Origin of the sequence: Butyrivibrio sp. MB2005 (assembly GCF_000424285.1) — a bacterium.
In the GTDB taxonomy this organism is placed as follows: Bacteria; Bacillota; Clostridia; order Lachnospirales; family Lachnospiraceae; genus Butyrivibrio.
In genome coordinates this window covers 123,420-149,601 of the sequence record NZ_AUJP01000003.1, presented here as the reverse complement: position 1 = coordinate 149,601, position 26,182 = coordinate 123,420, and the positions used below count along the sequence as shown (strand labels likewise).

23 protein-coding genes are annotated in these 26,182 nt (G+C 43.0%); 1 reads left to right on the top strand and 22 read right to left on the bottom strand.

Features of this window, described 5'->3' with window-relative positions; genetic code table 11:
• Positions 1 to 32: 32 nt before the first annotated feature.
• The 5 genes from G610_RS0100710 to G610_RS0100690 all read right to left on the bottom strand — a co-directional run bounded on the left by G610_RS0100710 (position 33) and on the right by G610_RS0100690 (position 3,404).
• Positions 33 to 479, bottom strand: a complete 447-nt coding sequence (locus G610_RS0100710) for a Mini-ribonuclease 3 (RefSeq protein ID WP_051197407.1) — start codon at positions 477 to 479, stop codon at positions 33 to 35.
• A 13-nt stretch (positions 480 to 492) separates the two neighbouring features.
• The gene (gene ispF / locus G610_RS19145) at positions 493 to 1,053 is read right to left on the bottom strand and encodes a 2-C-methyl-D-erythritol 2,4-cyclodiphosphate synthase (RefSeq protein ID WP_035796526.1); all 561 of its coding nucleotides are present in this window, start codon (positions 1,051 to 1,053) and stop codon (positions 493 to 495) included.
• A 64-nt stretch (positions 1,054 to 1,117) separates the two neighbouring features.
• The gene (locus G610_RS0100700) at positions 1,118 to 1,420 is read right to left on the bottom strand and encodes an AzlD domain-containing protein (RefSeq protein ID WP_026523238.1); all 303 of its coding nucleotides are present in this window, start codon (positions 1,418 to 1,420) and stop codon (positions 1,118 to 1,120) included.
• Positions 1,413 to 2,129, bottom strand: coding sequence for an AzlC family ABC transporter permease (locus tag G610_RS0100695; protein ID WP_026495263.1), 717 nt, complete (start codon positions 2,127 to 2,129; stop codon positions 1,413 to 1,415). Before G610_RS0100695 ends, G610_RS0100700 begins: the two co-directional genes overlap by 8 nt.
• A gap of 57 nt (positions 2,130 to 2,186) precedes the next feature.
• Complete coding sequence (locus G610_RS0100690) at positions 2,187 to 3,404, bottom strand: alanyl-tRNA editing protein (protein WP_035796523.1); 1,218 nt, start codon at positions 3,402 to 3,404, stop codon at positions 2,187 to 2,189.
• 161 nt (positions 3,405 to 3,565) lie between these two features.
• On the opposite strand from G610_RS0100690, the gene G610_RS0100685 reads away from it, so the two are divergent.
• Positions 3,566 to 5,287, top strand: coding sequence for a methyl-accepting chemotaxis protein (locus G610_RS0100685; RefSeq protein ID WP_051197406.1), 1,722 nt, complete (start codon positions 3,566 to 3,568; stop codon positions 5,285 to 5,287).
• Between the two features lie 91 nt (positions 5,288 to 5,378).
• Here G610_RS0100685 and G610_RS0100680 read toward each other — a convergent pair whose 3' ends face one another.
• The 17 genes from G610_RS0100680 to G610_RS0100600 all read right to left on the bottom strand — a co-directional run bounded on the left by G610_RS0100680 (position 5,379) and on the right by G610_RS0100600 (position 26,178).
• Entirely contained in the window at positions 5,379 to 5,891 is a 513-nt protein-coding gene (locus G610_RS0100680; RefSeq protein WP_026495266.1) for a CarD family transcriptional regulator, read from the bottom strand.
• A 260-nt stretch (positions 5,892 to 6,151) separates the two neighbouring features.
• Entirely contained in the window at positions 6,152 to 6,601 is a 450-nt protein-coding gene (locus tag G610_RS0100675) for a hypothetical protein (protein ID WP_026495267.1), read from the bottom strand.
• Positions 6,602 to 6,733: 132 nt separating this feature from the next.
• Positions 6,734 to 8,215: a DUF1846 domain-containing protein gene (locus tag G610_RS0100670; protein WP_026523235.1), complete on the bottom strand. Its 1,482-nt coding sequence runs from the start codon at positions 8,213 to 8,215 to the stop codon at positions 6,734 to 6,736.
• 20 nt (positions 8,216 to 8,235) lie between these two features.
• Positions 8,236 to 9,087 (bottom strand): DegV family protein, encoded by an 852-nt coding sequence (locus G610_RS0100665; RefSeq protein WP_026523234.1) that lies wholly within the window; start codon positions 9,085 to 9,087, stop codon positions 8,236 to 8,238.
• Between the two features lie 98 nt (positions 9,088 to 9,185).
• Positions 9,186 to 10,226 (bottom strand): 23S rRNA (adenine(2503)-C(2))-methyltransferase RlmN, encoded by a 1,041-nt coding sequence (gene rlmN, locus G610_RS0100660; RefSeq protein WP_026523233.1) that lies wholly within the window; start codon positions 10,224 to 10,226, stop codon positions 9,186 to 9,188.
• Positions 10,227 to 10,304: 78 nt separating this feature from the next.
• Positions 10,305 to 11,687: a 16S rRNA (cytosine(967)-C(5))-methyltransferase RsmB gene (gene rsmB / locus G610_RS0100655; protein WP_026523232.1), complete on the bottom strand. Its 1,383-nt coding sequence runs from the start codon at positions 11,685 to 11,687 to the stop codon at positions 10,305 to 10,307.
• 3 nt (positions 11,688 to 11,690) lie between these two features.
• Positions 11,691 to 12,410 carry a zinc metallopeptidase gene (locus G610_RS0100650; RefSeq protein WP_051197403.1) on the bottom strand — a complete coding sequence of 240 codons (720 nt, stop codon included), beginning with the start codon at positions 12,408 to 12,410 and terminating at the stop codon, positions 11,691 to 11,693.
• A gap of 99 nt (positions 12,411 to 12,509) precedes the next feature.
• Positions 12,510 to 13,439 carry a methionyl-tRNA formyltransferase gene (gene fmt, locus G610_RS0100645; RefSeq protein WP_026523230.1) on the bottom strand — a complete coding sequence of 310 codons (930 nt, stop codon included), beginning with the start codon at positions 13,437 to 13,439 and terminating at the stop codon, positions 12,510 to 12,512.
• Between the two features lie 20 nt (positions 13,440 to 13,459).
• Positions 13,460 to 15,097: a L,D-transpeptidase family protein gene (locus G610_RS19140; RefSeq protein WP_196809787.1), complete on the bottom strand. Its 1,638-nt coding sequence runs from the start codon at positions 15,095 to 15,097 to the stop codon at positions 13,460 to 13,462.
• 47 nt (positions 15,098 to 15,144) lie between these two features.
• Entirely contained in the window at positions 15,145 to 15,636 is a 492-nt protein-coding gene (def, locus tag G610_RS0100635; protein ID WP_026523229.1) for a peptide deformylase, read from the bottom strand.
• A gap of 117 nt (positions 15,637 to 15,753) precedes the next feature.
• Entirely contained in the window at positions 15,754 to 18,018 is a 2,265-nt protein-coding gene (gene priA / locus G610_RS0100630; RefSeq protein ID WP_026523228.1) for a replication restart helicase PriA, read from the bottom strand.
• Positions 18,019 to 19,503: a UDP-N-acetylmuramoyl-L-alanyl-D-glutamate--2,6-diaminopimelate ligase gene (locus G610_RS0100625; RefSeq protein WP_026523227.1), complete on the bottom strand. Its 1,485-nt coding sequence runs from the start codon at positions 19,501 to 19,503 to the stop codon at positions 18,019 to 18,021.
• A gap of 175 nt (positions 19,504 to 19,678) precedes the next feature.
• The gene (gene recJ, locus G610_RS0100620) at positions 19,679 to 21,478 is read right to left on the bottom strand and encodes a single-stranded-DNA-specific exonuclease RecJ (protein ID WP_026523226.1); all 1,800 of its coding nucleotides are present in this window, start codon (positions 21,476 to 21,478) and stop codon (positions 19,679 to 19,681) included.
• A gap of 109 nt (positions 21,479 to 21,587) precedes the next feature.
• The gene (secD, locus tag G610_RS0100615) at positions 21,588 to 23,879 is read right to left on the bottom strand and encodes a protein translocase subunit SecD (RefSeq protein ID WP_026523225.1); all 2,292 of its coding nucleotides are present in this window, start codon (positions 23,877 to 23,879) and stop codon (positions 21,588 to 21,590) included.
• A 22-nt stretch (positions 23,880 to 23,901) separates the two neighbouring features.
• The gene (gene scfB, locus G610_RS0100610; protein ID WP_026523224.1) at positions 23,902 to 25,341 is read right to left on the bottom strand and encodes a thioether cross-link-forming SCIFF peptide maturase; all 1,440 of its coding nucleotides are present in this window, start codon (positions 25,339 to 25,341) and stop codon (positions 23,902 to 23,904) included.
• A gap of 154 nt (positions 25,342 to 25,495) precedes the next feature.
• Positions 25,496 to 25,642: a six-cysteine ranthipeptide SCIFF gene (gene scfA / locus G610_RS19135; protein WP_035791893.1), complete on the bottom strand. Its 147-nt coding sequence runs from the start codon at positions 25,640 to 25,642 to the stop codon at positions 25,496 to 25,498.
• A gap of 170 nt (positions 25,643 to 25,812) precedes the next feature.
• The gene (locus G610_RS0100600) at positions 25,813 to 26,178 is read right to left on the bottom strand and encodes a DUF1667 domain-containing protein (protein ID WP_026523223.1); all 366 of its coding nucleotides are present in this window, start codon (positions 26,176 to 26,178) and stop codon (positions 25,813 to 25,815) included.
• Positions 26,179 to 26,182: the final 4 nt, after the last annotated feature.

Sequence of the window (26,182 nt, the reverse complement as noted above, 5' to 3'; positions counted from 1 at the left end):
GGTCTCTTACCATCTACGCCTTCACAAAGCACTTATCGTTCTATGACCTCTATTCCCTTTTTCAAAAGGGATATCAGTCTGTCCATTTCGCCATTTAGATAAAGATATCCGCACAGCGCTTCCAAGCCCGTGGCCTTCCTGTAGTCGTTTACGCTCTGGTTCTTGGCGCTGGTGGCTGACTTTGCGTTTCGGCCTCTCTTATACACATCGCTCTCTTCATCTGTAAACAAAGGCTCTATGTATTCTATTATTTTTGCCTGAGCTGCGGCATTTACATATTTCACCTTAATCTTGTTTAGCTGCCCCGCAGGCCTGTTTGCTTCCTGAACAACGATGCTTCTTATAATGATCTCATACACGCTGTCCCCCATGAAAGCCAGTGCCAGAGGGCTGTATCTGTTCATAGGTTCACCGGAAACCTCGAATTCGTTTCTAACGACAGCTGCCAGATCAAGATTCATATTATTGATGTCTTCCATCCGATCCTATTCCTCATTCATTACTATCAGCGCCACCGCAGCAGCATCCACCCTTAGGAGCTTCTCCTGTCTGGAATGTGACATTTTTGGTGTAATACTCAATGGGACTTGCAAGAAGACAAACCGCCTGAGCTGCGATACCCTCGCCTGCCCCTGTAAAACCAAGGCCTTCTTCAGTAGTTGCTTTTACGCTTACCTGTTCAATATTGATTCCAAGGGCGTCTGCAATATTCTGACGCATGGTATCAATATAAGGTCTAAGCTTTGGAGCCTGACATAAAATAGTAGAATCAATATTCTCTATAAGATATCCATTCTCCTCAAGCATTTTGCCAACCTCTGACAAAAGCTTTATTGAATCTGCTCCCTTGTATTTGGGATCAGAATCCGGGAAATGTTTTCCAATATCTCCAAGTGCTGCTGCCCCAAGAAGAGCATCACTTATGGCATGCAAAAGTACGTCCGCATCTGAATGTCCAAGGAGCCCCTTTTCATAAGGGATATCAACTCCCCCAAGAATAAGCCTCCTGTCGGGGACCAGTCGGTGTACATCATAACCTGTTCCAATATGCATATTTAAACCTCCATGAAAAATGACAGGGGCATGTTTTCAAAATAAAAACCCAGGAGCCCTATTGTCAAATAAACCACTCAACCGCAAATACTACAATACAGCTAACTGCCGCTACAGTGAGAAGACTCTTTTTCCTATAAGCCAGTACCAAGGCAACCGCAAAGCCTGCAATTGATCCTCTGATGTCATCGGAAGCATGAAGTATAGCAGGAAAAGTCATTGCTGCCAAAGTAGCGTAGGGCACGTAATACAAAAATGATTTCACGAAATTACTTTTTATCTCGCGCCTTATCAGTGTAAGCGGCAACATTCTGACAAGATATGTTACTACTGCCATTACCAAAATGTAAATATATGTATTATGCATCTGTTACCTCCTCATTGTTTACAGGAGATAACACTGCCGCAGCGGCCGCCACAACTATTGTGACAATAATAATGCGAAATCCTGATGAAATCTCTCTGAGCACAGGTGCATATGTGAAAACTGTGCTGAACACCATTGCGCAAACAACTACCATCAAAACTGCCAAAGACTCTCTGGCATCGGGAATTATAATCGCAATGAACATTCCGTAAATCGCAAGTCCAAGAGCACTTATAATCCTTTGTGGCATGATCTGTCCGGCAAAGGCTCCAAGGAAGGTACCCAGCACCCATCCAAAAACTGAACAGATTATAAGACCGTAGGAATATGCCGGATGGAGCTTCCCTTTTCTTGTAACGCTAAGGCCGAATATCTCATCTGTTACGCCGTAAGCAATAAGACATCTTGAAACAGTCCCCACTTTTGATGAAAGCTTTTGCGAAAGCGCCGTACTCATCAGCATATATCTCATGTTAACCACAAGCTGTAAAAGTGCAATCTCTGCATATGTTCCGTTATTGCAAATAAGGTCAAGAGCAGAAAACTGTCCTGCACTTGTTACATTTGCAAGAGACATTATCGATGCCTGAAAAACTGTAAGTCCTGCTTCTGAAGCCTGTATGCCAAATGCAAAGGACACTGCCAGATAACCAAGGCATATCGGAATCGCATCTCTTAGCCCCATTCTAAATTCATGCCGTTTTTCCATAATCACTCCTCCATAGCGTTTACAGCAATCTACAAGGCAGCATGCTGCAAGTGTAGATTATATCGTCGCTGCCACGCTAAGAATATCCTCCTTGGAAGCACCGCTTATACTTCCCTGAACCATTGCAGGGGCTCCGCCTCCCCGAACCTGGAATTTCTCCTTAAGGATATTTAGAACATCATTACTGTTAAGACCGTTTCCACATCCTATTATGAAACGGTAGCCATCAGTATCATCTCCGAAAAAGATACCAAGATAGCCCTCTCTGCCAGCAACAAGCTTTGTCACAACTCGTCTTATTACATTGGCATCAGAGTTTTTATCTGCAAACATGAAAACACATTTGCTATCTGCAGGTAGCTCCGCCGCCTCACTAAGCAGAATTTTTTCTCCTGCCTCCGATAATGATCTTTTAAGTGCGGCTATCTCTTCCTGCTGTTTATGGATCAGATCCGGAATGCTATCCACAGATGTAGTCAGTGAATTTGCAAGTTCCGTTATCATATCATGCATTCCTGCCAAATACAAAAGAGCTCTTTGTCCGCAAAGTATGCTGACTCTTGTTCCGCCCTTGTAATTCTGGGAGCTTACAATTTTCAAAATTCCAATCTCTCCGGTCCTTGCCACATGCGGTGCGCAGCAGGCGCAGATATCATATCCCTCGACCGTAACAATCCTCACATCTCCTGTAAGCTTTTTTTTACTTCTGTAATCAAGCTTTGCAAGTTCATCCGCTGAAGGATATCTGCAGGTAATAGGAACATTTTCATAGATCGCCCTGTTAACACGCAGCTCTACGTCAGCCAGCTCCTCCTTTGAAAGCTGCCCGCTGTAATCCATGGTCACCACGGAATCGCTAAGATGAAAGCCCACGTTGTCATAGCCATATAGGCTGTTCACAATTCCTGAAAAAATATGCTCTCCTGAGTGCTGCTGCATATTGCTGAATCTGTGTGCAAAATCAATGGTTCCCTTTATCACAGTCCCGGGCTCAATTGACTTATCCGTAAAGTGGCTTATCACATCATCCTTTATCTGAACATCAAGGACATTCACCACATCTCCATCAGCTGTCCCTTCGCCGGCTTCCGATTTTACCTGAATTGTTCCTTTATCCGGTGTCTGTCCACCCTCCTCCGGGAAGAAAAGAGTCTTGTCCAGAATTATCTCAAAGCCGTCAAAATCACCGTTTGCAGGCCTGCAATCCATGACCCTTGCTTCGAATTCTTTATTGTATGCATTTTCGTCATATAGTTTTATTGTTTTTTCGCTCATAATTCTCAATTATACCACAAACAAGCATTTAGAAATTTTATAAAAAATTGATAACTTTAATTCTAATTTTACATTATAAAAAAATATATGTTGTACAATATAGATAATAGTAAATTACGATTTCATAAGTCCTTATGTGTGTTTGTTCAAAAGGGGGTTCTATGGAAGCAAAGATCCGAAAAGGTAAACTCATTCAAAAGCTTATCTTAGTTGCTATCGCTGCAATTATCGCAATTTCAGCAATTCTTACTATTATAAGTATCGTTGAACTCAAAAAAACTTATGACACTATGGTAGAAGAAGAACTGAAGGTAGCAGCAGAACATCTTCAGAGTGAGATGGATTCTGTTTGGGATGGTGACTGGTCCTATGATGGTACTTCTCTTTTCAAAGGAGAACAAAACGTCATGGAAGAATACGAGGAACTGATGGATGCTCTGAATGAAAAGACCGGAATACAGTACGCTCTTTTCTATATGGACGAGCGTGTCATTACTACTCTTCAGGAAAACGGCCAGAGACTTGTCGGATTTAAGAGTGATGCATCCACAAGCGAACAGGTAATACAGAATAAGCATGAATACTACACCCCTGATGGTTCTGTGCCCGGTACTTCTAAAAAGTATTATTCCTACTATGCACCGGTCCTTCAGGATGATGGTACCATCGCAGGTATGGTTTTTGCAGGAAGAGTTGGCGATGATGTTCAGGCAGCCATTCAAAAAGTTATTCTCACAATGGTTCTCATTGCAGTAGTTCTCGTAGCTGCTCTTTCAATAACCGGATTCATAATTGCCAACGCTGTTTCCGTTAAGATGCGAGCCATTGCTGATGAGCTGGGACTCCTTGCTCAGGGTAACCTTAACCTCACAATCGACGAAGCCTCAATTGAACGTAATGATGAAATAGGTCTCCTGGCAGATGGAGCAAAGGTACTTAGTGATAAGCTCAGTGAAGTAATCAGAACGACAGTAGACATGTCTAATGAGCTGAAAAACTCCGGTATTGAATTAAGCGACTCAGCATCAAAAGCATCCGATGCTTCCAACCAGGTAAGCGAAGCCGTTGATGAAATCTCAAAAGGTGCTGTATCACAGGCTGAGAGCGTTGAAACCGCAGCAGGAAACACTCAGGAAATCGGCAACAATATTGAAATTGTTACTGATAACGTAAATCAGTTGCAGAGCTATGCTACAGAAATGAAGCAGTCCTGCGAAGCTGCAATGGCAGCACTCAACAAGCTGATCACTCAGAGTGAAGAGGTTCAGGCATCTGTTCGTGAAATCGGTCAGACCATAGATTCCACCAATGAATCCGCAAAAGAGATTTCCAAGTTCTCTGAAGCCATCACCTCAATCGCTTCCCAGACTAACCTCCTGTCCCTCAATGCTTCCATCGAAGCTGCCAGAGCAGGCGAAGCAGGAAAAGGCTTTGCGGTTGTTGCTACAGAGATCGGACAGCTGGCTGAGCAGAGTTCTGACAGTGCAGATGAGATCAAGAAGATCGTTGATAAGCTTGTAGCAGATTCTGAAGCATCCGTTGCAGTAATGCAAAAGCTCAACAGCAACTTCGAACAGCAGGAAGCACAGCTTACAGATACCAAGGGTAACATGCAGAGCATGGCTGAGAACGTAGATAATGTATCAGAGAGTACAGATAACATCTCCGGCAGAATCGAAGAACTGAATCATGCCAAGGACGAGCTGCTTAATATCATCTCTGATCTGTCAGCTGTTTCAGAAGAGAATGCCGCATCCTCTCAGGAGACCAACGCCTCCATGCAGGAGCTCAATGCTACCTTCTCTATCATTACAGAAGCTGCAGGTAAACTGGAAGAGCTTGCAGAAAACATGACTGAAGCTATCAGTTACTTTAAACCGTAAATAGATAAAACTAAGGCTCCCGATTCTATGCGAATCGGGAGCCTTTTATATTTAAATGTTATATAAAATTATCGGTTAATCGTTTAAGCTTTCATGCAAGAGTAAGCTGTGATAACTCATTTGTAACGCGCTCCTTGATTGCATCAAGCTTAGACTCCATGGAATAAGCCATCTCAGAATACAGGAGCTTCTCAGCAATACTAAGATACTTCTCATCCATAGAAGCGAACTTCTTGCCTTCAGCAGCCCTTTTAGCCTTGATGCCTCTAAGTGACTTAACAAGGCACATCATCTCAGGAGCCTTGTTGCGCTTAATAACGTCAACAATAACGGCCTCTGCCTTCTTACCTGCAGGGATGTCATAAACCTCGAGCTCATCGATCTCATTAATAAGCTCCTCAGCCTCATCTGCATCAATAGCTTCACGCATTTTATCTTCAGCCCCCTCAACGGGAACAAAAATTACTCCTTTAGTGTCTATGCTTGAGACCATGCTGTAATACAGTGTCTCATTGCCTCTCTCTAAAAATGCCGGAACAAGGATATCTTTTACCTCGCACAGTCCATGGTTACCAAAAACTACACAATCTCCTTTACTTAGCATATTTTTTCCTCCATTTTCAAACTACCAAAATCCAGAGCGACACTAAAATAATTCTAGCAATTTTTTACGATTAATGTAATATATTGGCTCTATTCTTAAGAAAAAATTAATATTCAAATCGTACCTGAACATTTGGTGTTTCCTGAGGTTTTACCACTATATTTTGTGGCAAAAAGAAGACCCGACGGAGGTATACTCACGTCGAGCCGTCTTCGTTCATAATAAAATACAAAAAGAAAAAGGAGGAATAAAAATACTAGCTATATTGCTTCACCAAGCTTTGTGTAGATAAAGCCGGTATCCTGACAAAACTTTTGAAGATCTTCACCAAACATCTTCATATAGGCGTCTTCCTTGTACTGCACTTCACTTCCAAGAAACAGCAGTACCTGTCCGCTCTTAAGATCCCACTCTATATCTGTGGTAGGCTCCAGCGCATCTATATCCTTAAAGGATATGCCAAACTTCTCCAGACAATAAGCGTCGCGGTTGTCTACGCCGGATGTGGCATCGATTATGTCATTTTTCTTCTTTCTCATATCATCGAGCCAGTGGAGTACTATAAATTCTGCAACATTGAGAGATGTGATCTCATATCCGCCAAGTCTCATGTCGCCAATTACTCTTTCAAAATCTATTTTAGCTGCTGCAAATGGATCAATTTTCTGTTCGCCAACACAAAAAACTGCATTATACAAACTCTGATTCATGTTAAAGCCTCCTATATTACAAATATAGAAACACCCCGGTTGTATAGTAATTATTATACCACCGGGGTTCATTTATAAAAATTATTAATCCATAAAATATCGCTAAAAATCTAATGTTAAAACGCTACTAAATCAGCCGTGATAAAGCTTCTTGGTCTGATACTTAGCTTCACATGTAAGGTTAACACCAAGCTTGTGGAAGGTGTTCTCATCAACAGGTGAAAGGATAACTGTTGAATGAACCTCAAGTCCTCTGAGTTTGCCAAGCTGATCAATAGCTGCCTTAGCCTGCGGATCTGTAGCTGCGCAGATTGTAAGCGCGATAAGTATCTCTCCTACATGAAGGTGAGGGTTGTGTCCGCCAAGGTGCTGTACCTTCAGATCCTGGATAGGCTCGATGATTGAAGGAGCAATGAGCTGAACTTCATCAGGAATTCCTGCCAGAGTCTTAAGGGCATTTAATACCATGGCACTGGTAGCACCCATAAGAGCGCTTGTCTTACCTGTGATAACCTGTCCGTCAGGAAGCTCTATTGCAGCTGCGGGAGCACCTGTAAGTTCAGCCTTGAGATTAGAAGCTGAAACTACTGGTCTGTCCTGAACAGTGCAGCCTGCCTTCTGCATGATAAGCTCAAGCTGGTCGATACGCTCCTGAGAGCTGTCTCCCTTTCTCTTTTCACAGAGCTCCTTATAATATCTTCTGAGGATCTCCTGCTTACCTGCTGCCTGAGCTGCCTCATCATCAATGATGCAGTTACCTGCCATATTTACACCCATATCTGTGGGTGACTTGTAAGGTGAATCACCGTAAATCTGCTTGAACATTGTATTAAGCACAGGGAAAACAGCAACGTCACGGTTGTAGTTAACTGTTGAAACTCCGTATGCCTCAAGATGATAAGGATCGATCATGTTCATATCAGCAAGATCCACTGTAGCTGCCTCGTAAGCGAGGTTTACAGGATGCTGAAGCGGGATATTCCAGATAGGGAAGGTCTCAAACTTCGCATAACCTGCCTTAACACCATGGATGTTTTCATGATAAAGCTGTGAAAGACATACAGCCATTTTTCCGCTTCCGGGGCCGGGAGCTGTAACAACAACCAGTGAATGCTTTGTCTCGATGTATTCGTTTTTGCCGTATCCCTCATCGCTGATGATAAGCGGAATGTTTGAAGGATATCCGGGAATTGTATAGTGCTTGTAAACCTTGATACCAAGGCTCTCAAGCTTTTTCTGATATGCGATTACGGTATCTGTTCCGTCATATCTTGTAAGAACAACGGAACCCACATAGAGACCATAATCATGAAAAGCATCAATAAGTCTCAGTACATCCATATCATAAGTGATACCAAGATCGCCTCTTACCTTGTTCTTCTCGATATCGCCTGCGTTGATGGCAATTACTACCTCAACGTCTTCCTTGATCTGAGTAAGCATGCGGATCTTTGAATCCGGCTGAAATCCGGGAAGTACTCTTGATGCATGATAATCATCAAACAGCTTACCTCCAAATTCCATATAGAGCTTTCCGCCGAACTGTCCGATTCTCTCGCGAATCTTCTCAGACTGCATGGAAATGTACTTGTCATTATCAAATGCCTTTTTCATCGTTATTCCTTTCTCATATCTTAGTTCTTATGAAAATATGCACATGCTATAGCACCGGGGCCGGCGTATGTGCCTATTGTGGCACCAACATGCTCTATCGGAATATCATCCACGTAATCTAAATATAGATGTTTACTGTCTTCTTTATATTTTAAAAGAAACTCATCCGATAATCCGGAGTATGCTAAGCACATCGGTTTATCATAATCTATTCCGCCGTGTTTATCAATATACTGAATCAACATATTATTACCATTTTTTGACCCTCTTGCTTTTCCCACAACGGCAACGACACCGTTTTCAATGGTAACAACAGGCTTTATGGATAATATGCCACCTGCCATGGCTGCAGCAGAAGAAATTCTCCCGCCCATTTTAAGGTATTCCAATGTGTCAAAAACAGAAATGACTCTGGCGAACTTCTTCTCTCCTTCTATGATCTGTGTTATCTCATCTGCACTTTTGCCTTCGTCTCTAAGCTGAACCGCTCTCTGAACAATGATGTACTCAGATATGCAAAACTGCATGGTATCTATAACTCTTACTTTTCCATCAAACTCTTCAGCTGCTATACAGGCACTCTGATAGCATCCTGAAACTCCGGAAGACAATGTCATACATATAACATCATCCCCTGCTTCCACTGCCTTTCTAAACTCCTCTTCGAATTCGAAGGGCGGAATCTGACTGGTCTTTGGAAGCTCATCCGACTCAACCAGTCTTGAGTAAAACATATCACTTGTAAGGGTCACTCCATCCAAAAACTCCTCTTCACCAAAGCGGACTTTGAGAGGTATAACTGTGATTCCCCACTCCTTTGCTTTATCCTGTGGTATGTCACTTGCTGAATCGGTAATAATTCTGATTGCCATAATAATCTCCTTAAGTAAACTGTTTACATTGTCATCTTGCCAAAATCCACAATACAGTTTACTTTAGGAAAACTCTTTAATCAAATCAGTTCCCTGTCTCAGGAATTTTCTTCTATATGTCTTCTTCTGAGCTGTCCGCATGCGCCATCAATATCACGTCCCATCTCTCTACGAACAGTGGCATTTATACGGCGCTTTTCAAGACGCTTTTGGAAATCAAGAACGCGCTTCCTTGTACTCTCTACGAAATCTCTTTCCTTAATAGGATTAACAGGAATCAGATTGACCACGCAGTTTAAATCAGAAAGTAATGCTGCCAGTTCGTCCGCATCATCATCGGTATCGTTAACTCCGCCTACAAGTGAATACTCGAAGGTAAGCTGTCTTCCTGTTTTTTCAAAATAATTCCTGCAGGCATCCATAAGCTCATCAATTGAATACTTGTTAGCTATGGGCATAAGCTCCTGCCGCTTTGCCTGATTGGAAGCATGAAGAGAGATTGCCAGATTGATCTGGAGCTCTTCATCTGCCAGCTTATACATGTTAGGAACTATTCCGCAGGTAGAAACAGTAATATTTCTCTGTCCCATATTAAGGCCGTTCTCATCAGATAAAAGCTGAATAAATCTAAGAATATTATCGTAGTTATCAAGAGGCTCTCCGCTTCCCATGACAACAACGCGGGATATCTTTTCTCCCGTATCCTTCATAATGGAATATATCTGATCAAGAATCTCAGATGCTGTAAGATTACGCTCAACGCCGTCCAGCGTGGATGCACAGAATCTGCATCCCATTCTGCAGCCCACCTGAGAGGATACGCATACGCTGTTTCCAAATTTGTACTTCATGAAAACACTCTCGATAAGGTTCCCGTCTGAAAGAGCAAAGAGATATTTCCTTGTGCCATCTATGGCAGATTCCTGAACTCTTTCGATACGAAGGGATACAAAATCGCACTCTGTGGCAAGCTTATCCCTAAGAGCTTTAGAGAGGTTTGTCATCTCATCAAAGCTTCTTGCCTGCTTTTTATGCATCCAATCATAGATTTGTCCGGCCCTAAAGCCGGACTCACCCATTTCCTTAATTTTATTTGTCAGTTCCTCTTTTGTAAGAGATTTAATATCTATCTTTTCCAAAATCTATTCCTATAAAAATATGTCCTGCCAAGAAGCATTGCTGCTGTTGGCATACGCTAAATCATTTACTGCAATTTATCATTCCTTGCGTCTGAACTTTGCAATGAAGAATCCGTCTGTTTCAAATTCTCCCGGTAAAATCTGAATGTATCCATCCTTCGCAGTATCGATACTCTTCATCTTTTCAGGAAGCTTATCTGTAAGATCAACAGGCTCAAAGGGAAGATTCTCAAGGATCCACTTTACGTTGTCCTCGTTCTCTTCCTTAGCAACTGTACAGGTGCTGTACATCATGATTCCGCCGGGCTTTACATAATTCCATACAGCATTCAGGATATTCCTTTGTTTCTCCTGGAGACTACGAATGGATTCCTCGTCGGTATTCATCTTAATGTCAGGCTTTCTGCCAATAACACCAAGCCCTGAACAGGGAAGGTCACAGAGAAGTACGTCTGCTGCAGACTCCATTTTTTCATCATGCTTCTCGGCATCATACTGCTCTACCGTCACATTGGCTGCTCGCATTCTATTAACGTTTTCACGTATAATCATGCACTTATTTGCAGACAGGTCTCTTGCTATTACCTGACCGGTTCCTTTAAGCTTATCTGCTGCATGAAGACTCTTTCCTCCGGGAGCTGAGCACACATCCACAACTGTGTTGTCAGTTTTTATGCCGGCAAGCTCGCATACAAGCATTGAGCTGATATCCTGAACAAGGAATGCTCCCTCGTCGTAACCGGGCAGATATCTGATATTATCCGTATGATAAAGGTCCATGGCATAAGGCAAAATCTCATTCATCTTAAGAACTATATTGCCGTTATTTGCCTTTTTCATTTCAGCTATAAGAGACTTTAATTCCTCTGTCTCAAGTCTTCTGCTAAATCTAATGGAAACAGGTCTTGTCTTTAAAAAGAACCTGAAAATCTTCTCTGTCTGCTCTATACCGTAATCACCTATCCATCTGCCTGCAAGCCACTCAGGCTGTGAATATTTAATTGACAGATAGTAGGCTTTACTCTCTCTTGTTATCCCCGGCTCAGGCCAGTCGATCTTATCCTTTTTCCTTGAGATATTTCTGAGGACTCCGTTTACAAATCCCTTAAGTCCCACAAAATGGCGCTTTGCTGTAAGCTTTACAGCTTCATTTACCGCTGCAGAATCGGGAACAGAATCCATAAAAAGAATCTGGTACACACTCATCCTGAGGATCAGCAATATTGGCAGTGCCATCTTTTCAGTGGGCGTCTTGGAAAACTGATTTATGACATAGTCAAGAGTAAGCTTCCTCTCAACAGTTCCCCCTGCCAGATACTTAATAAAAGCTTTGCTTTTGGTATCAAGATAATCGTAGCGGTCAAGAACTCTTTTGATAGTAGAAAACTCATGATTGGAGGAATCCTCCATCTCTAAGAGAATGTCTAATGCAATTTTTCTCTCATTTACCTTTTCTGCCATAAATTAGTCACGCCTTCTTCCGGTTCCTGTGATCATAATAAGTCTAAGAAGCTGTAAAACTGATGAAGCTGCTGCCGCAACATAGGTAAGTGCCGCTGCGCCTAAAACCTTTTTGGTATGAACCAGTTCATCATCTCCGAGAATTCCATACTCGCCAAGCATAACAAGCGCTCTGTGAGATGCATCGAACTCTACAGGAAGAGTAACAATCTGGAAAAGAACAGCAAGGGCAAATACCCATACACCTATTTTTGCAAGAGGTGAAATTCCAATAATCAGGCCGAGCATAATGATCGGGATTCCAAGCTTTGAGCCGATATTCGCAGCAGGCACAAGAGCTGAGCGAATGCTTATGGGTAAGTATCCTGTATGGTGCTGCAGTACGTGTCCGCACTCATGGGCCGCAACGCCTATTGCAGCCACACTGTTTGAACCATAGGTTGCATCTGAAAGATTCACTGTTTTGGTTCTGGGATCATAGTGATCAGTAAGATTACCGGACACATGCTGAATCTGCACATCCATTATTCCGTTTCTTCTAAGAATCTCATGTGCTGCCTGTGCTCCGGTCATTCCGCTCATACTGCGGACTCTGGCATATTTACTGTAGGTAGTCTTTACCCTTGCGCTGGCAATGATACACAAAAGCGCACCGATAAGAACTAAAATATAGGTACTGTCAAAGTACATTCCCCTGGTCACATATCCATAGTTAGCATACATGTCTGCTTCCTCCTTTAAAACATTTTAAACAGGCGTGTTCATAATCTGGTCACGCTATCTTTTCTTAAATATAAGATATTTTCATGTTCAAAATGTGTCTTAACCAAGCTTATCCCCGGCAATTATACTGTATCCAAGAAGGAAATCCTTAACACTCATGCGCTTTTTACCTTCGAGCTGAAGCTCTGTTATCTCAAGAAGTCCATCTCCTGTGTTCACGATGATAGAATCCTTTTTCACTTCATAAACGGTTCCCGGAGTTCCATCAGCAGCGCCTTCTATAGGCTTAACCTTCCAGATTTTCAGCATCTTTCCATTAAGTTTGGTATATGCACTTGGCCAGGGGCTCATGCCTCTTACCAGGTTAAATATCTCACGAGCTGACTTGTTAAAGTCAATCTGTCCCATCTCTTTACTGATCTTACCGCACTTTGTGCTAAGAGAATCATCCTGAGGAACCGGAGTCAGTTCGCCTGCTTCGATTTTAGGCAGCGCCTCTACTATCAGGTCTGCACCAAGATACATGAGCTTATCAAATAAAGTTCCTGCTGTATCCTCATCCTCAATGGGAAGAGTCTTGGTAACAAGGATATCACCGGTATCCATTCCTGCATTCATCTGCATTATGGTAACTCCGGTCTCTTTATCACCATTTAAGATCGCCATCTGAATTGGCGCAGCACCTCTGTACTTAGGAAGAAGAGATGCATGTATATTCACACAACCGTACTTAGGTATATCCAAAACCTCCTGGGACAAAATCTGTCCAAAGGCAGCAACTACAAAGATGTCAGCATCAAGAGCCTTAAGCTCGGCAACTACAGATGCCTCTCTGACCTTCTCAGGCTGCATAATTCTAAGGTCATGCTTAAGGGCACATTCCTTTACAGGAGATATGGCAAGCTCCTTACCTCTCCCCTTTGGTCTGTCGGGCTGTGTGACAACTGCCACTACTTCATGCCCTGCTTCTATTATTTTTTCAAGCGCCGCAACTGCAAAGTCCGGCGTTCCCATGTATACTACTTTCATTTATTCTCCTTAATCGTCCCTTATTGAGCAGAATCCTGCTCCACCGGTACAGTTTCTGCGGACGCATCTCCTTCAGGAGTCGACTGAGCAGGCGCAGCCTCTGCAGCAGGTGTCTCTGCTGCGGGTGTCTCTGCCGGTGTTTCCGGTACAGGGTCCGGTATAACTGTAAGTCCCTGTTCTGCAGCTACACTTGCAGGTACACGTTTGGTAGTAACTTCTCCTGTAGCTGAATCAACGATCTGTGCAGTGACAACTGCTTCGGGCTCAGTTTTGCCGCCGTATACAAATACAGCTTCGCCCTTTTCTACAATCTCAAATATCTCAGCCGCCTTATCTGTCGGAAGATTGATACATCCGTGGGATCCGTCTGTGATATATATCCATCCACCGAATTCCGATCTCCAGCTTGCATCGTGCATGCCCACGTTGCCGTTAAAGGGCATCCAGTATTTAACAGCTGATGAATAGTTCTCACCTACAAGAGTGGCATCCCTTTCTTTATAAGTGATACCATAGGTGCCTCTTGGAGTAGTTCTTCCCTTATTAACACAGCCGGATACAAAGTCAGAATCAATGACTTCCTGTCCGTCCTTATAAACCCACAAGTGCTGACTTGTGAGATCAATTTCTACATAAGAATTGCCATAATCAGTAGCGCCGTATGTAAGGGCAGTTCCAAAATATACAGGGGTTCTTGTGCCTCTGTAACCGGTTTTTATGGCTTCTAAAAGTTCGTTGGCTTCAGTTGTTCTATCCATCCACCATCCGTAATCGCCGCCCTGAACTGTGACCTCTTCGCCGCTATGGGATATGATGGTTCTGTCCCTGCCAAAGGTGTCATACTGTCTTGAAAGGCTCTTTACGAATTCCTTAACCTGCTCTTCATCAAAGCTTACGCTCTGACCTTCAATGTTGCACCAGTCCTTAATAACTGTGCCGTCAACCACCACAGTTTCATCGCCGAATTCGTATGTTATTGAAGCTTTGCAATATACATTCAGATTGTTGCAAAGATCATTAAGCTCCTGATTGTCTGATGTGATGGCAGGCTTCTCGTAGCATTCATCGCTAAGTGTAACCTGTGCTTCAAGTACGTCCAAAGCCGCACAGATCTCAGAAATTACGGTATCCTTTACCGGGCTCTGTCCCAGCTCCTCAGGAATAATGTAAAAACCCTCTTCACCGGTATCCTCTGACAAATGTGCATCCACAGGTGCGATGACATTCTCAGCATCAAAGATACTAAGGCTGCTTATTTTTTCAGCTGCAACCTCTCTTGAATATACGACTATATCATCGGTGGTAAGATGGGTTTCCTTAAAAAGATATGCAGGCCACAGGAAGGGCTTCTGCTCTTTTAAAGCCTTATCAAATTGTCCATCCACCTGAAGTGATAAGCTAATATCGTCAGAGGTCAGTGTCTGCGTGATACCACCCCTGGCGTCTATAGTTAGCACATATTTTCTTAGTCCGCTTGCAATCTCCTCTTCAATATCCTTCGCCGTCATATTGTATGCCGGGGTATCATTAACGAAGGTATTAAAAAGATAATGCTTCGTAAAATATATAGAAATCCCCACATAAGTAACAGCAAGAATACCAAGCATGATTCCAAGGACTTTTCCGGCCTTACCGCTTTTAGTCTTTTGTTTTTTCATACTTTTCTCACTCTGCATAATTGAGCCAAACTCTGCTCTTTCGGAATTTATTCCGCATCAGGCTGCTGAAGTTCCTCGTTATCAACAAGATCTCCCTCAACCTTCTCAACATACATGTGTCCGTCAAGGTGATCGCACTCATGACAGATAGCTCTTGCAAGAAGCTCTGTTCCCTCAAGCTCAAAGGGTTTCATATCAATATCAAAGGCCTTAACCTTCACATAGTTAGGTCTTGTAACAACGCCTGACTTACCGGGAAGTGAAAGACATCCCTCGTAGCCTGTCTGCTCTCCGCTTGTCTCTAAGATTACAGGATTGATGAGAAGATGAGGATCCTCTCCCTCAGGAGAACAGTCGATAACAACGATTCTCTTTAAAACACCTACCTGAGGTGCTGCAAGACCAACGCCGTTAGCGTCGTACATTGTCTCAAACATATCATTTATAAGTTCACGGATTCTGGGAGTAACCTCTTTTACCTCTTTGCAGGGGCGTGCAAGAACGTCATCTCCATATTCTCTGATTTCTCTAAGTGCCATATTTACTACCTTTCCTTAAAACAATTCATTTACTTTATCCAAATGCGTCGTAGCATAGAGTTTCTATATAAAGTCATGCCTTTTGACGCTTTCTATAGTATATCACAGGCAATCAAGTTATGTAGCCTGCATGGGATCAAAGTCGTATTGTACCTGTATTCCGCGAAGTTCTCCCCTCTTTTCAAAATAATCAAGAAGGGATGCCGCAGCGTCCTTCATCTCCACGAGACTATCCATGCTCTCATGCTTAACATAGATCACCATTCTGTAAATATCATTTATCTTGCTGATAGCTGCTGCCGCAGGACCGATTATAATAGCGTCCCTTATGCCAAGGCGCTCTATCTCTGCCCTTAATCTTGCCGCCAGCTTTTTGCCGTATTCTTCATTGGAAGCAAAAATCTGAATCGCCATCATGTGAGCTGCAGGCGGATATCTAAGGAGCTTCCTGTAGGAAATCTCTTCCTCATAAAAAGCCTTATAATCCTGATCCTTTGCATGGACAATGGCATAATTATCAGGCTGATAGGACTGAATAACCACGCTTCCGGGGAAGGTTCCTCTGCCGGCTCTTCCTGCTGCCTGGGTGATCAGCTGAAAGGTTCTCTCACCGGCTCTGTAATCCCCTGCGTTAAGGGACATGTCTGCTGCCAGTATTCCAACCACAGTTACATTAGGAAAATCGTGTCCCTTTACAATCATCTGGGTTCCCACCAGCACGTCCGCTTCTTCTGCCGCAAAGGATGAAAGTATCTTCTCATAACTACCCTTGGTCCTTGTGGTATCAGCGTCCATTCTAAGAACCCTTGCTTTAGGAAAAATCTTATTTACTTCTTTTTCTATCTGCTGAGTTCCTGCCCTGAAGGCTGTGACATATTTGGAGCCGCATTCGGGACAAATCCTTGCAACAGGCTGAGTGTGTCCGCAGTAATGGCATACCAGCATGCCGCCTCTGTGCTCTGACATTGATACATCACAGTGAGGGCACTTAAAAACATAACCGCAGGACCTGCAGGAAATAAAGCCCGCAAGACCTCGTCTGTTTATAAAAAGCATCGCCTGATGCCCGTTTTCCAGAGCATCATTTAATTTTTCCTGAAGATCTCTGCTGAAAATCGATCTGTTTCCGCTTCGAAGTTCTTCTCTAAGATCTGCAATTATAGCATCGGGAAGTGTTCCGCCAGTAAGTCTTCTGTTTAGTTCAAAAAGCTTGTATTCTCCTGTCTCAGCCCTGTAGTAGGATTCAAGAGACGGAGTTGCAGAGCCCAGTACCACGCTGGCTCCCCCAGGCACAAGCTTCGCTAGTTCGATGGCTGTCTCCCTTGCATGATACTTGGGCATGGTCTCACTTTTATATGAACTCTCATGCTCCTCATCAATTATGATAAGTCCCACTGAGGGAAACGGCGTAAACAAAGCGGATCTTGGGCCTATGATTATATCTATATCGCCTTCTTTTGCCCTTTTTGCCTGGTCGTACTTTTCACCCGGTGACAACGTGGAATTCATTACAGACACTCTGTCTCCAAAGTGTCTGTAGAATCTCATAAGTGTCTGGTATGTAAGCGCTATCTCAGGAATAAGGACTATTGCCTGCTTACCCCTTTCAAGCATCTTATCGATCATGTCTATGTAGACTTCTGTCTTACCACTTCCTGTAATACCATGGATAAGATAGGTTTTCCGCTCTCCACGGTCAAAATCAGCTATTACTTCATCAGATATAGCCTGCTGCTCGTCACTTAGTGTGACCTTTTTGGCAGCGGGGCTGACTTCTCCCACAGGATTTCGATAATAGTCCTCAGTTTCTATTTTGATGATGCCCTTTTCAGAAAGAGATCTCAAAACGGCTGTGGAAACATTGAGCTTGGAAACCACCAGCTCCTGAGGAATTCTCTCGGAAGGGTTCTCCAAAAGTGCCTCAAGAAGACGGGCTCTTGCCACCTGATGCTTTTTGACACAGTTCATGTAAAAATCTCTTGCTTCCCGCTCAGGCTGAAGGAGTTTTACATACTTATGCTGAAGTGTGCCTACTTTTTTCCTGACAGGCAAAACCGTTCTAAGAGCATTTATCATGGTTGAGCCGTAGTATCTGTGCATCCATGCAGCCAGCTTAACCATGATGTCATCTACTGAAACCTCATCTCCGGAAAGGCCTGATATCTCTTTTATTTTCTCGGGAGCGCACTGAGGCTCATTCATAAGCTCCACAACATACCCTGCTCTTTCGGTATTACCTTTTCCAAAGGGTATCTTTACACAGCTTCCGATATCGATCCGCCCCCTTAGGGCTTCAGGAATTCTGTACTGAAAAGGTCTGTCCACCTTCTCGTGTGAAATATCCACTATTAAATTTGCATAGAGGAAGTCATTATTCTGCATTTATTTCTCTTCAAGTATTTCTTTAATAAGGTCGCGCTCATCCATGGGATATTTAACGCCTTTTATCTCCTGGTAATCCTCATGGCCCTTGCCGGCAAGGACGATGATATCACCATTTTCGCCATGCTCGATGGCATATTTGATGGCTTCTTTTCTGTCTTCAATCATGATGTACTCGCCATCTGTCTTTTTCATGCCTGTCTCGATATCCTTCATGATATCCATAGGCTCTTCAAATCTCGGATTATCTGAAGTGATGATTGTGAAGTCAGCATATTTACCACTTACTTCACCCATCTCAAATCTGCGGAGCTTTGACCTGTTTCCGCCGCATCCAAATACGCTTATAAGTCTGTTTGGATGATAATCTCTCAGGGTGCTGAGAAGGCTCTTAAGTGCCATAGCATTATGGGCATAATCTATCATAAGGGTAAAGTCATCAGATACCTTTACCATCTCGATTCTGCCTTTAACGCGGGCTTTCTTAAGGGCTGCAGCAATTTCATCCACACCTGTGCCCAGAATTCTTGCTACATCAATAGCGCAAAGTGCATTGTATACGCTGAATCTGCCGGGTGTAGGAACAGAAGCATGCATCTCAAGTACGCCTGTTGTATCGAACATTACACCAAGTTCGCCGGGCTTATGAAGATATGCAAGGTTTATTGCACGAAGATCAGCATCTGCTGCAAAGCCGTAGGTTGTAAGCTCGCAGGTATGACCTTCAAGGACATCTGTCATTCTGGGATCGTCAGCATTAGCGATGCCTACCTTACACTGTTTAAAGAGCATACCCTTGCAGTGCATGTAATCATCAAAATCCTTGTGCTCGTTAGGTCCGATGTGATCGGGCTCGATATTTGTAAATACGCCGATGTCATATATGAAGCCCTGGCTTCTGTGGAGCATAAGTCCCTGTGATGAAACCTCCATTACCACGCAGTCGCAGCCTACATCCACCATTCTTCTCATATATTCCTGAAGCTCGTAGGATTCAGGTGTTGTGTTCTCTGCATGAATATGCTCATCACCTATGATAACCTCGATAGTACCGATAAGTCCGCACTTATGTCCTGCATTCTCCAGCATGCTCTTAATAAGGTAAGTAGTTGTGGTCTTACCCTTTGTGCCTGTAATTCCAATTGTCTTAAGATGCTCAGCGGGATGTCCAAACCATGCTGCTGAAATAAATGCCATTGCATATCTTGTATTCTCAACTCTTACAACGATTGCCTTGCAATCATCAGGAAGCTCAACATCCTTCTGAACAACAATAGCAGCTGCGCCTTTTTCACAGACATCCTTAGCTGCGCTATGGCCATCAAAATTAGCACCTTCTATACACAGGAAAAGGCATCCCTCGGTAGCCTTCCTGTTATCATTTATCACTGCTGATATCTCTATATCGAGATTTGCAGCCTCTTTTCCTGTATTTCCCTCATAAGCTTTGTAGTCCAGATTTTTCAATAAATCCGCTAATTTCATACTCTCACGCTCCTTTTCTACAAAATTTCTTAAGAATCTTTCGTTTTCCTTAAGGTTTTCAACATATTCTATTCACATTTATACTGTATATTATGTATCAAGATAGTTGATGAACTAACTATCTCCCCCTCATAAGAAACCGCTGACACACGCTTTATGCGTGTGTTTTGTGGTTTTATGAAGACTTTTTTTCTGAACATTTCATGTAATCCCTAAGTACTATTTGCAAAGACTCCATTCCCCTGTATTCATTAATTTGTGGTCTGTATGCTACATTTATATACATTTTATCATTTAATGAGCCATTATAAAGCTTTTTAACATTATCTTCTCCGAATGTTTCATTCAGGAATTCATCCCACTTATCAAGGCCATTGAAGACCATCATATCGTAGCATCTACCTGTGGTATCCTTTATCTGGAATTTTCCTACATTTGCATTCTTACCGATTACTCTGCCGCTTAAAAGCTCTATGCTTCTTGCAGCAAAAAGAGGCTCTTCGTTACCTGTTCCGTAAGGGCCTATTTCCTCGAATTCTCTAAGAAGCGGAATACTAAGATATTCCGGCGGAAGCTCCATATCTATATGAAGAACCTCCTGAAAATCATCCTCTGTTAAATTGCAGTTATCATTAAGAGCCTTATTAAAGGCTTCAAGATTGTCTTTCTCTAAAGAAAAGCCAGCTGCCATCTTATGGCCGCCAAACTTAAGAAGGAGATCTCTGCATTCACTTAAAGCATCATGCATATGATATGCCTCTATTGATCTGCCTGATCCCTTAAGTATGCCATCCTTTGTATCAGTTAGAATATAAGTAGGCCTATGGGTTGCCTCTCTGACGCGTCCCGCTATTATTCCTGCAAGAGATTCATGAAGTCCAGGCAGGTATATTACAAGCACCTTAGGGAGCTGTCCCTTATATTCATCAAGCTTCACCATAGCCGCATCCTGACCTTCTTTTGTAAGATCCTTGCGGCTGTCGTTTAATTCCTTTAATTCCTTAGCTATGCCTGCTGCTGCATCCGGATCCTGCTCAAGTAAAAGCTCAAGACCTCTCATGGCTGAATCCAGTCTTCCTGTAGCGTTAAGACAGGGGCCCAAAACAAAGCCGTAGATGTAGCAGGTAATTCTGTCAGCCTCCACACCACACTCCCTTATAAGTGCGTTGAGTCCCACATTATGTGATAAAGGTATATTCTTAAAGGAATCCTTTACAATAATTCTATTTTCGTCCTTTAAAGGCATAACATCACAAACTGTCGCCCATCCTGCAAATATTCTAAGGTCCCTGAAAAATCCATCGTTCTGATTTTCAGAAATACCCATAAGCTCTGTGAGTACACAAATAAACTTATATGCCACCATTGCACCGCATATCTCACGGAACTTACTTAAGTCATCTTTTCTCTTAGGATCTACTACCGCATCTGCCTCCGGGAGAATCATTCTGTCCTTGTCCTCACTGTCACACAGTACCTCGTGGTGGTCTGTGACAATCACAGTCATTCCAAGCTCTTTCGCATGTGCAACCTGCGTGGTAGCAGCTATTCCATTGTCACAGGTTATGATGGTATTAATACCTTCTTCCTGCGCTTTATCTATAAGGGCATCGCTAAGACCATAGCCATCCTCCACTCTGTGAGGAAGTCTTACATCCACATGTCCTCCGCATTTTCTGATACCTTCATAGAGGATATATGAAGAACAGATGCCATCCACATCATAGTCACCAATAACGCGAATGTTATCTCCACGTTCAATGCATTCCTTCATTATTGCTGCCGCTTTATCCATATCCTGAAGCTCATGAGGATCATGAAGGGATCTTATATCTGAGTGTAGAAACGCTTCTACATCTTCAAACTCAAATACATCTCTGTTTCTAAGAAGTCTTGCAGTTATGGGCGAAATGCCATGCTCCTGTGCGATTTTATTAAAGTCAGCCCCTTTTCGGGTTACGAACCACTTTGCCATAGTTACCTCGGGTTGTTTAATATTTTTATTATAAAAATGGCAAAAGTCAGGAAAATCCACGATTTCCCTGACCTATGCTCATTCATTATAGCAGTTTTTAAGCGCTATATTATTTCTTATTTTCACCCTTAAAGCGAGTCTTCAGATCCATCCATACAGGTGATGCGATGAAGATTGAAGAATATGTACCAGCTACTACGCCGACCATAAGAGGAAGTGCGAAGAAACGGATATCCGGTACACCAAAGATGGCAAGTGCCAATACCATGATGAAGGTTGTGATTGATGTAAACAAGCTTCGTGTTATTGTCTGGCTTACACTCTTGTTAACAAGTGAAGCATAGTCATCTTTGTGGCTCATGTTGAACTGGTTCTCACGGATACGGTCAAAGGTAACGATTGTATCGTTGATTGAGTAACCTATAATTGTAAGGATGGCAGCAATGAAGGTACCACCAACCTGAATTCTTGTAAGTGCATAGCATGTGATAACGATAAGTGCATCATGTGCAAGAGCGATGATAGCTGCAGCACCAAACTTTATATCTCTGAATCTGATCCAGATATATGCAAGCATAAGTACAAGAGCAATGATCATAGCAGATGTTGCATCTGCACGCATCTCGTTACTGATTGTAGAACTGATACTCTCAGCAGCTATGTTCTCCTGAGGAACATTGTAATCTGTCTCAAACATGTTTGAGATTGCTTCACGCTGTGCTACTTCAAGAGTAACTGTCTTGAAGATAACCTGATTTGATCCTGATACTGTCTGAACCTGTACAGAATCAACACCTGTAAGCTCCTTGATCTTCGGAACTACTTCGCTGTCAAGCTTCTCTGTAGTCCAGTTCTCATTGAATGTAACGCTTGTGGATGTACCACCTACGAAATCAAGGCTGTAGTTGAATGCGCCAACTCCGCGTCCGCCGTTTACACCCATGGTTACAAAACCAATAAGGATGAGCGCAAGAGAGATGCCATAAAACATCTTTCTCTTTGATGTGAAGTCGATGATCTTAAGATCCTTAGCCTTGCCATACCACTTCTTATCCTGAATACCAAGATTAAAGAAGATGTTTGACATAATTCTTGTGATAACAAGAGCAGTGAACATGGATACGATAATACCAAGAGCAAGTGTTGAAGCGAAGCCCTTAACTGTACCTGTTCCTCTAAGTCCAAGGATAGCTGCTGCTATAAGTGTTGTGATGTTACCATCAAGGATAGCTGAAAGCGCCTTGCTGTAACCTGTCTTGATAGCAGCCTTTACATCCTTACCGCCTGCAATCTCCTCTCTGATACGTGCAAATACAAGAACGTTTGCATCTACCGCCATACCTACTGAAAGGATGATACCTGCGATACCGGGAAGTGTAAGTGTAATCTCGAATGCTGAAAGAAGAAGTATCTCAAGTCCTACATAGAAGCTAAGAGCAATACTTGCAGCAAAGCCGAGCACTCTGTAAACAACTAACATGAAAAGAATGATTGCTATGAAACCTACGATAGCAGCGATCAAACTTGTATGAATAGCATCGGAACCAAGCTGAGCACCAACTACGTTGGAACGGAGCTCTGTAAGCTGAAGCTTAAGTCCACCGATACGGATCATAGAAGCAAGGTTAGATGCTGATTCGAATGTAGGCTCACCTGTGATGATGGCACGTCCGTCTGTGATCTCAGCCTGTACGTTGGGAACTGAAATGAACTCACCGTCATAATAGATAGCAATTGATTCGCCATTTGCGAAGGCCTTCTTTGTAGCCTCTGCAAACTTTGTCTTACCTTCGTCTGTGAACTCAAGCTGAACTACTACTTCCTGAGTGTTAGCAGTACCGGAATTCTGGTAACCTGCCTGAGCATCAGCTACGTCCTCACCCTTAAGTACGATAGAACCTTCTGCTTCAAGTTCTTCAATAGTCTTGTTTAATACATAACCGATCTGAGCATTCTCATCCATTACGAGGTTGCCTTCTTCATCGGTTGTGTAACCCATGTTGTACTCGTAGTTCTTGTTACCTTCACTGTCTGTCTCGGCGATGAAGTACAGATTACCGGGCTGTCCCAGCTCCTCAAGGATCTTGTTCGCATCTGTAACACCGGGAATCTCGATGTTGATACGGTTTGATCCTTCCTGATAAACCTGTGACTCTGTGCTGTACTGATCTACACGCTGCTGAAGCTTGTAAATAGTATCTGACATATCCTCGGCGTTAGGTGTCTCATCTCCACCTACCTCATAAGTGATGCTGACACCACCTGCAAGGTCAAGTCCGAGGTTGATGCTCTTAAGTGATCCGGACTTGTCGCTTCCAAGACCATACACTGAAGAATAAGCGAGGCCGCCCAGTAGTAATAACATTACTAACAGAGCTAAAAATGGTTTTACCTTTTTCATTGTTCCTAATCCTCCATCTAAATCATTCGGCAAGGGCTGCCTTGATCATAATAGCGCATTCGATACGCTTCCTCTGCAGCTCGCATCCCGTTTGATAGGTTGTATTTATATCGCCGTTGAAATTATAGGCGTTTGCAGCGCAACCACCACTGCAATAATATCTTGCAAAGCACTTCTGACACTCAGGTCTGGAGTACACATTGCTCTCTTTGAACATCTTCCTGATATCAGGTCTTGTGATACCATCGAAGACATTACCCATAATGAAATCTTCATTACCAACAAACTGATGACATGGATAAAGGTCACCCCAGGGAGTAACACCGAGATACTCACATCCCGATCCACATCCTGAAAGTCTCTTGGCAACGCAGGGACCACCTTCAAGGTCAATATTGAAGTGGAAGAAATTGAATCCTTTCCCTTCCTTGTGTCTCTGAAGGTAGAACTTGGCAAGCTCGTCATACTGCTCGCAAAGATACGGGATATCCTCGTCCTTTATAGCGTACCAGTCTTCAGGCTTAGCCACTACAGGCTCTACTGAGATCTGTTTGAAACCAAGGTCTGCAAGATGCTTAACATCCTCACAGAAATCCAGATTGTTGTGAGTGAAGGTACCTCTTACGAAGTATCTGAGCTGATGTCTGGACTCAGCAACCTTCTGGAACTTGGGAACTATCTGATCGTAAGTACCCTGTCCGCCGCGCATGGGGCGCATCTTATCATTAACTTCCTTACGTCCGTCAATGGATAATACGATGTTGCCCATCTCTTTATTGGCAAATTCAAGGATCTCATCATTTAACAAGGTGCCGTTCGTAGTAAGAGTGAAGCGGAAATTCTTATCGTGCTCCTTCTCTATGCTGCGACCATACTCTACTATCTTCTTAACGACATCCCAGTTCAAAAGGGGCTCGCCGCCAAAGAAGTCGACTTCGAGGTTCCTCCTGCCGCCTGAATTCTTAATAAGGAAATCCAGGGCTGCCTTACCAACCTCTTCAGTCATAAGTGCTCGTCTTCCGTGATACTCACCCTCGTCTGCAAAACAATATTTGCATCTGAGGTTACAATCATGTGCGATATTGAGGCAGAGAGCCTTAACAACTGTATCTCTCTCCTTGAACTCTTCCACATAATTCTCATATACATCATCTGTATAGAGGACTTCGCTTCTGCGAAGCTCGAGAATGTCTGAAATAGCATCCTTCAGATCGTCACTACCATATTTACTTACTAATTCCGGATTCTTACCGGAGAGTTCTGATACGAGCTCTGTGCATAATACAGAATCATCATATCCTTCGGCATCGGGAGCAGTAATATCTCCTGAACCGAATCTGGCTGTCAGAGCTTCCTCGACAGGACCTGTCAGGTCAAAAACAATGTCGTCCACCACGTGAACGGATCCACTGTTTACATCCAGAACAATGTTATAACCGTTGTTCCTGTATGCATGAATCATAAAAAATTATCACTACCTTACTATTTTAAATTTATAAAAAGATCACCGATCAAGTGATACTTAATATACACAACCTGATCTTTACACTTTACATAAGATAGGCAGCGGCTAGGCCGCTGCCTGACATTAAATAATTATTCAGTTAAGAACCAAATTACTTTGTAGCCTGCTCGCAGCTCTGGTTACCTACTGTGCAGGATGTCTTGCAAGCTGACTGGCAAGATGTCTGGCACTCACCGCAGCCGCCCTTTTTCATTGACTCTTTAAGATTTCTTGTTGCAAGTGTTTTTACATGCTTCATAATATTTCTCCTTTTCCGCTTGGGAATATTACCGAAAACAATAGTTTTCCACATTTCAGTAGTATAGCATACTTTAAGACAAGCGAAAAGCACTTTTTCTTATATGTAAAAAGAAATCGCAGCAGGTGCGATTTCTTTTATACATAGCCTTTTTAAGCTGTTTTGACACTTTAAGCCGTCTCTACATTTCTGGTAGCGATAACATCAACGCCTGTTCCTGCAACATCTTTTACAAGAACATCTCCGATGTGAGCGGGAGCAGATACAACAGCCGCATCGATATCCTTCATAACTTCAAATATCTTGTCCTTGGGAATATCGCTTGCTGTTTTTACTGATACTCTCTCCTTGTCACCACCTGTGATTCTGATGGTGCTTGTCACAATTCGGGTAGGGTTAACTACTTCTTTTCTTGCGTAGATATCACCCTTCTGACATGTATTACCTGTAACCTCTGTTACTTCATCGTTCTCCATGGTAACTGTAAGCTGGCATCCCATGGGGCATCCGATGCATGTGAGTTCTCTCTTTTCCATTTTG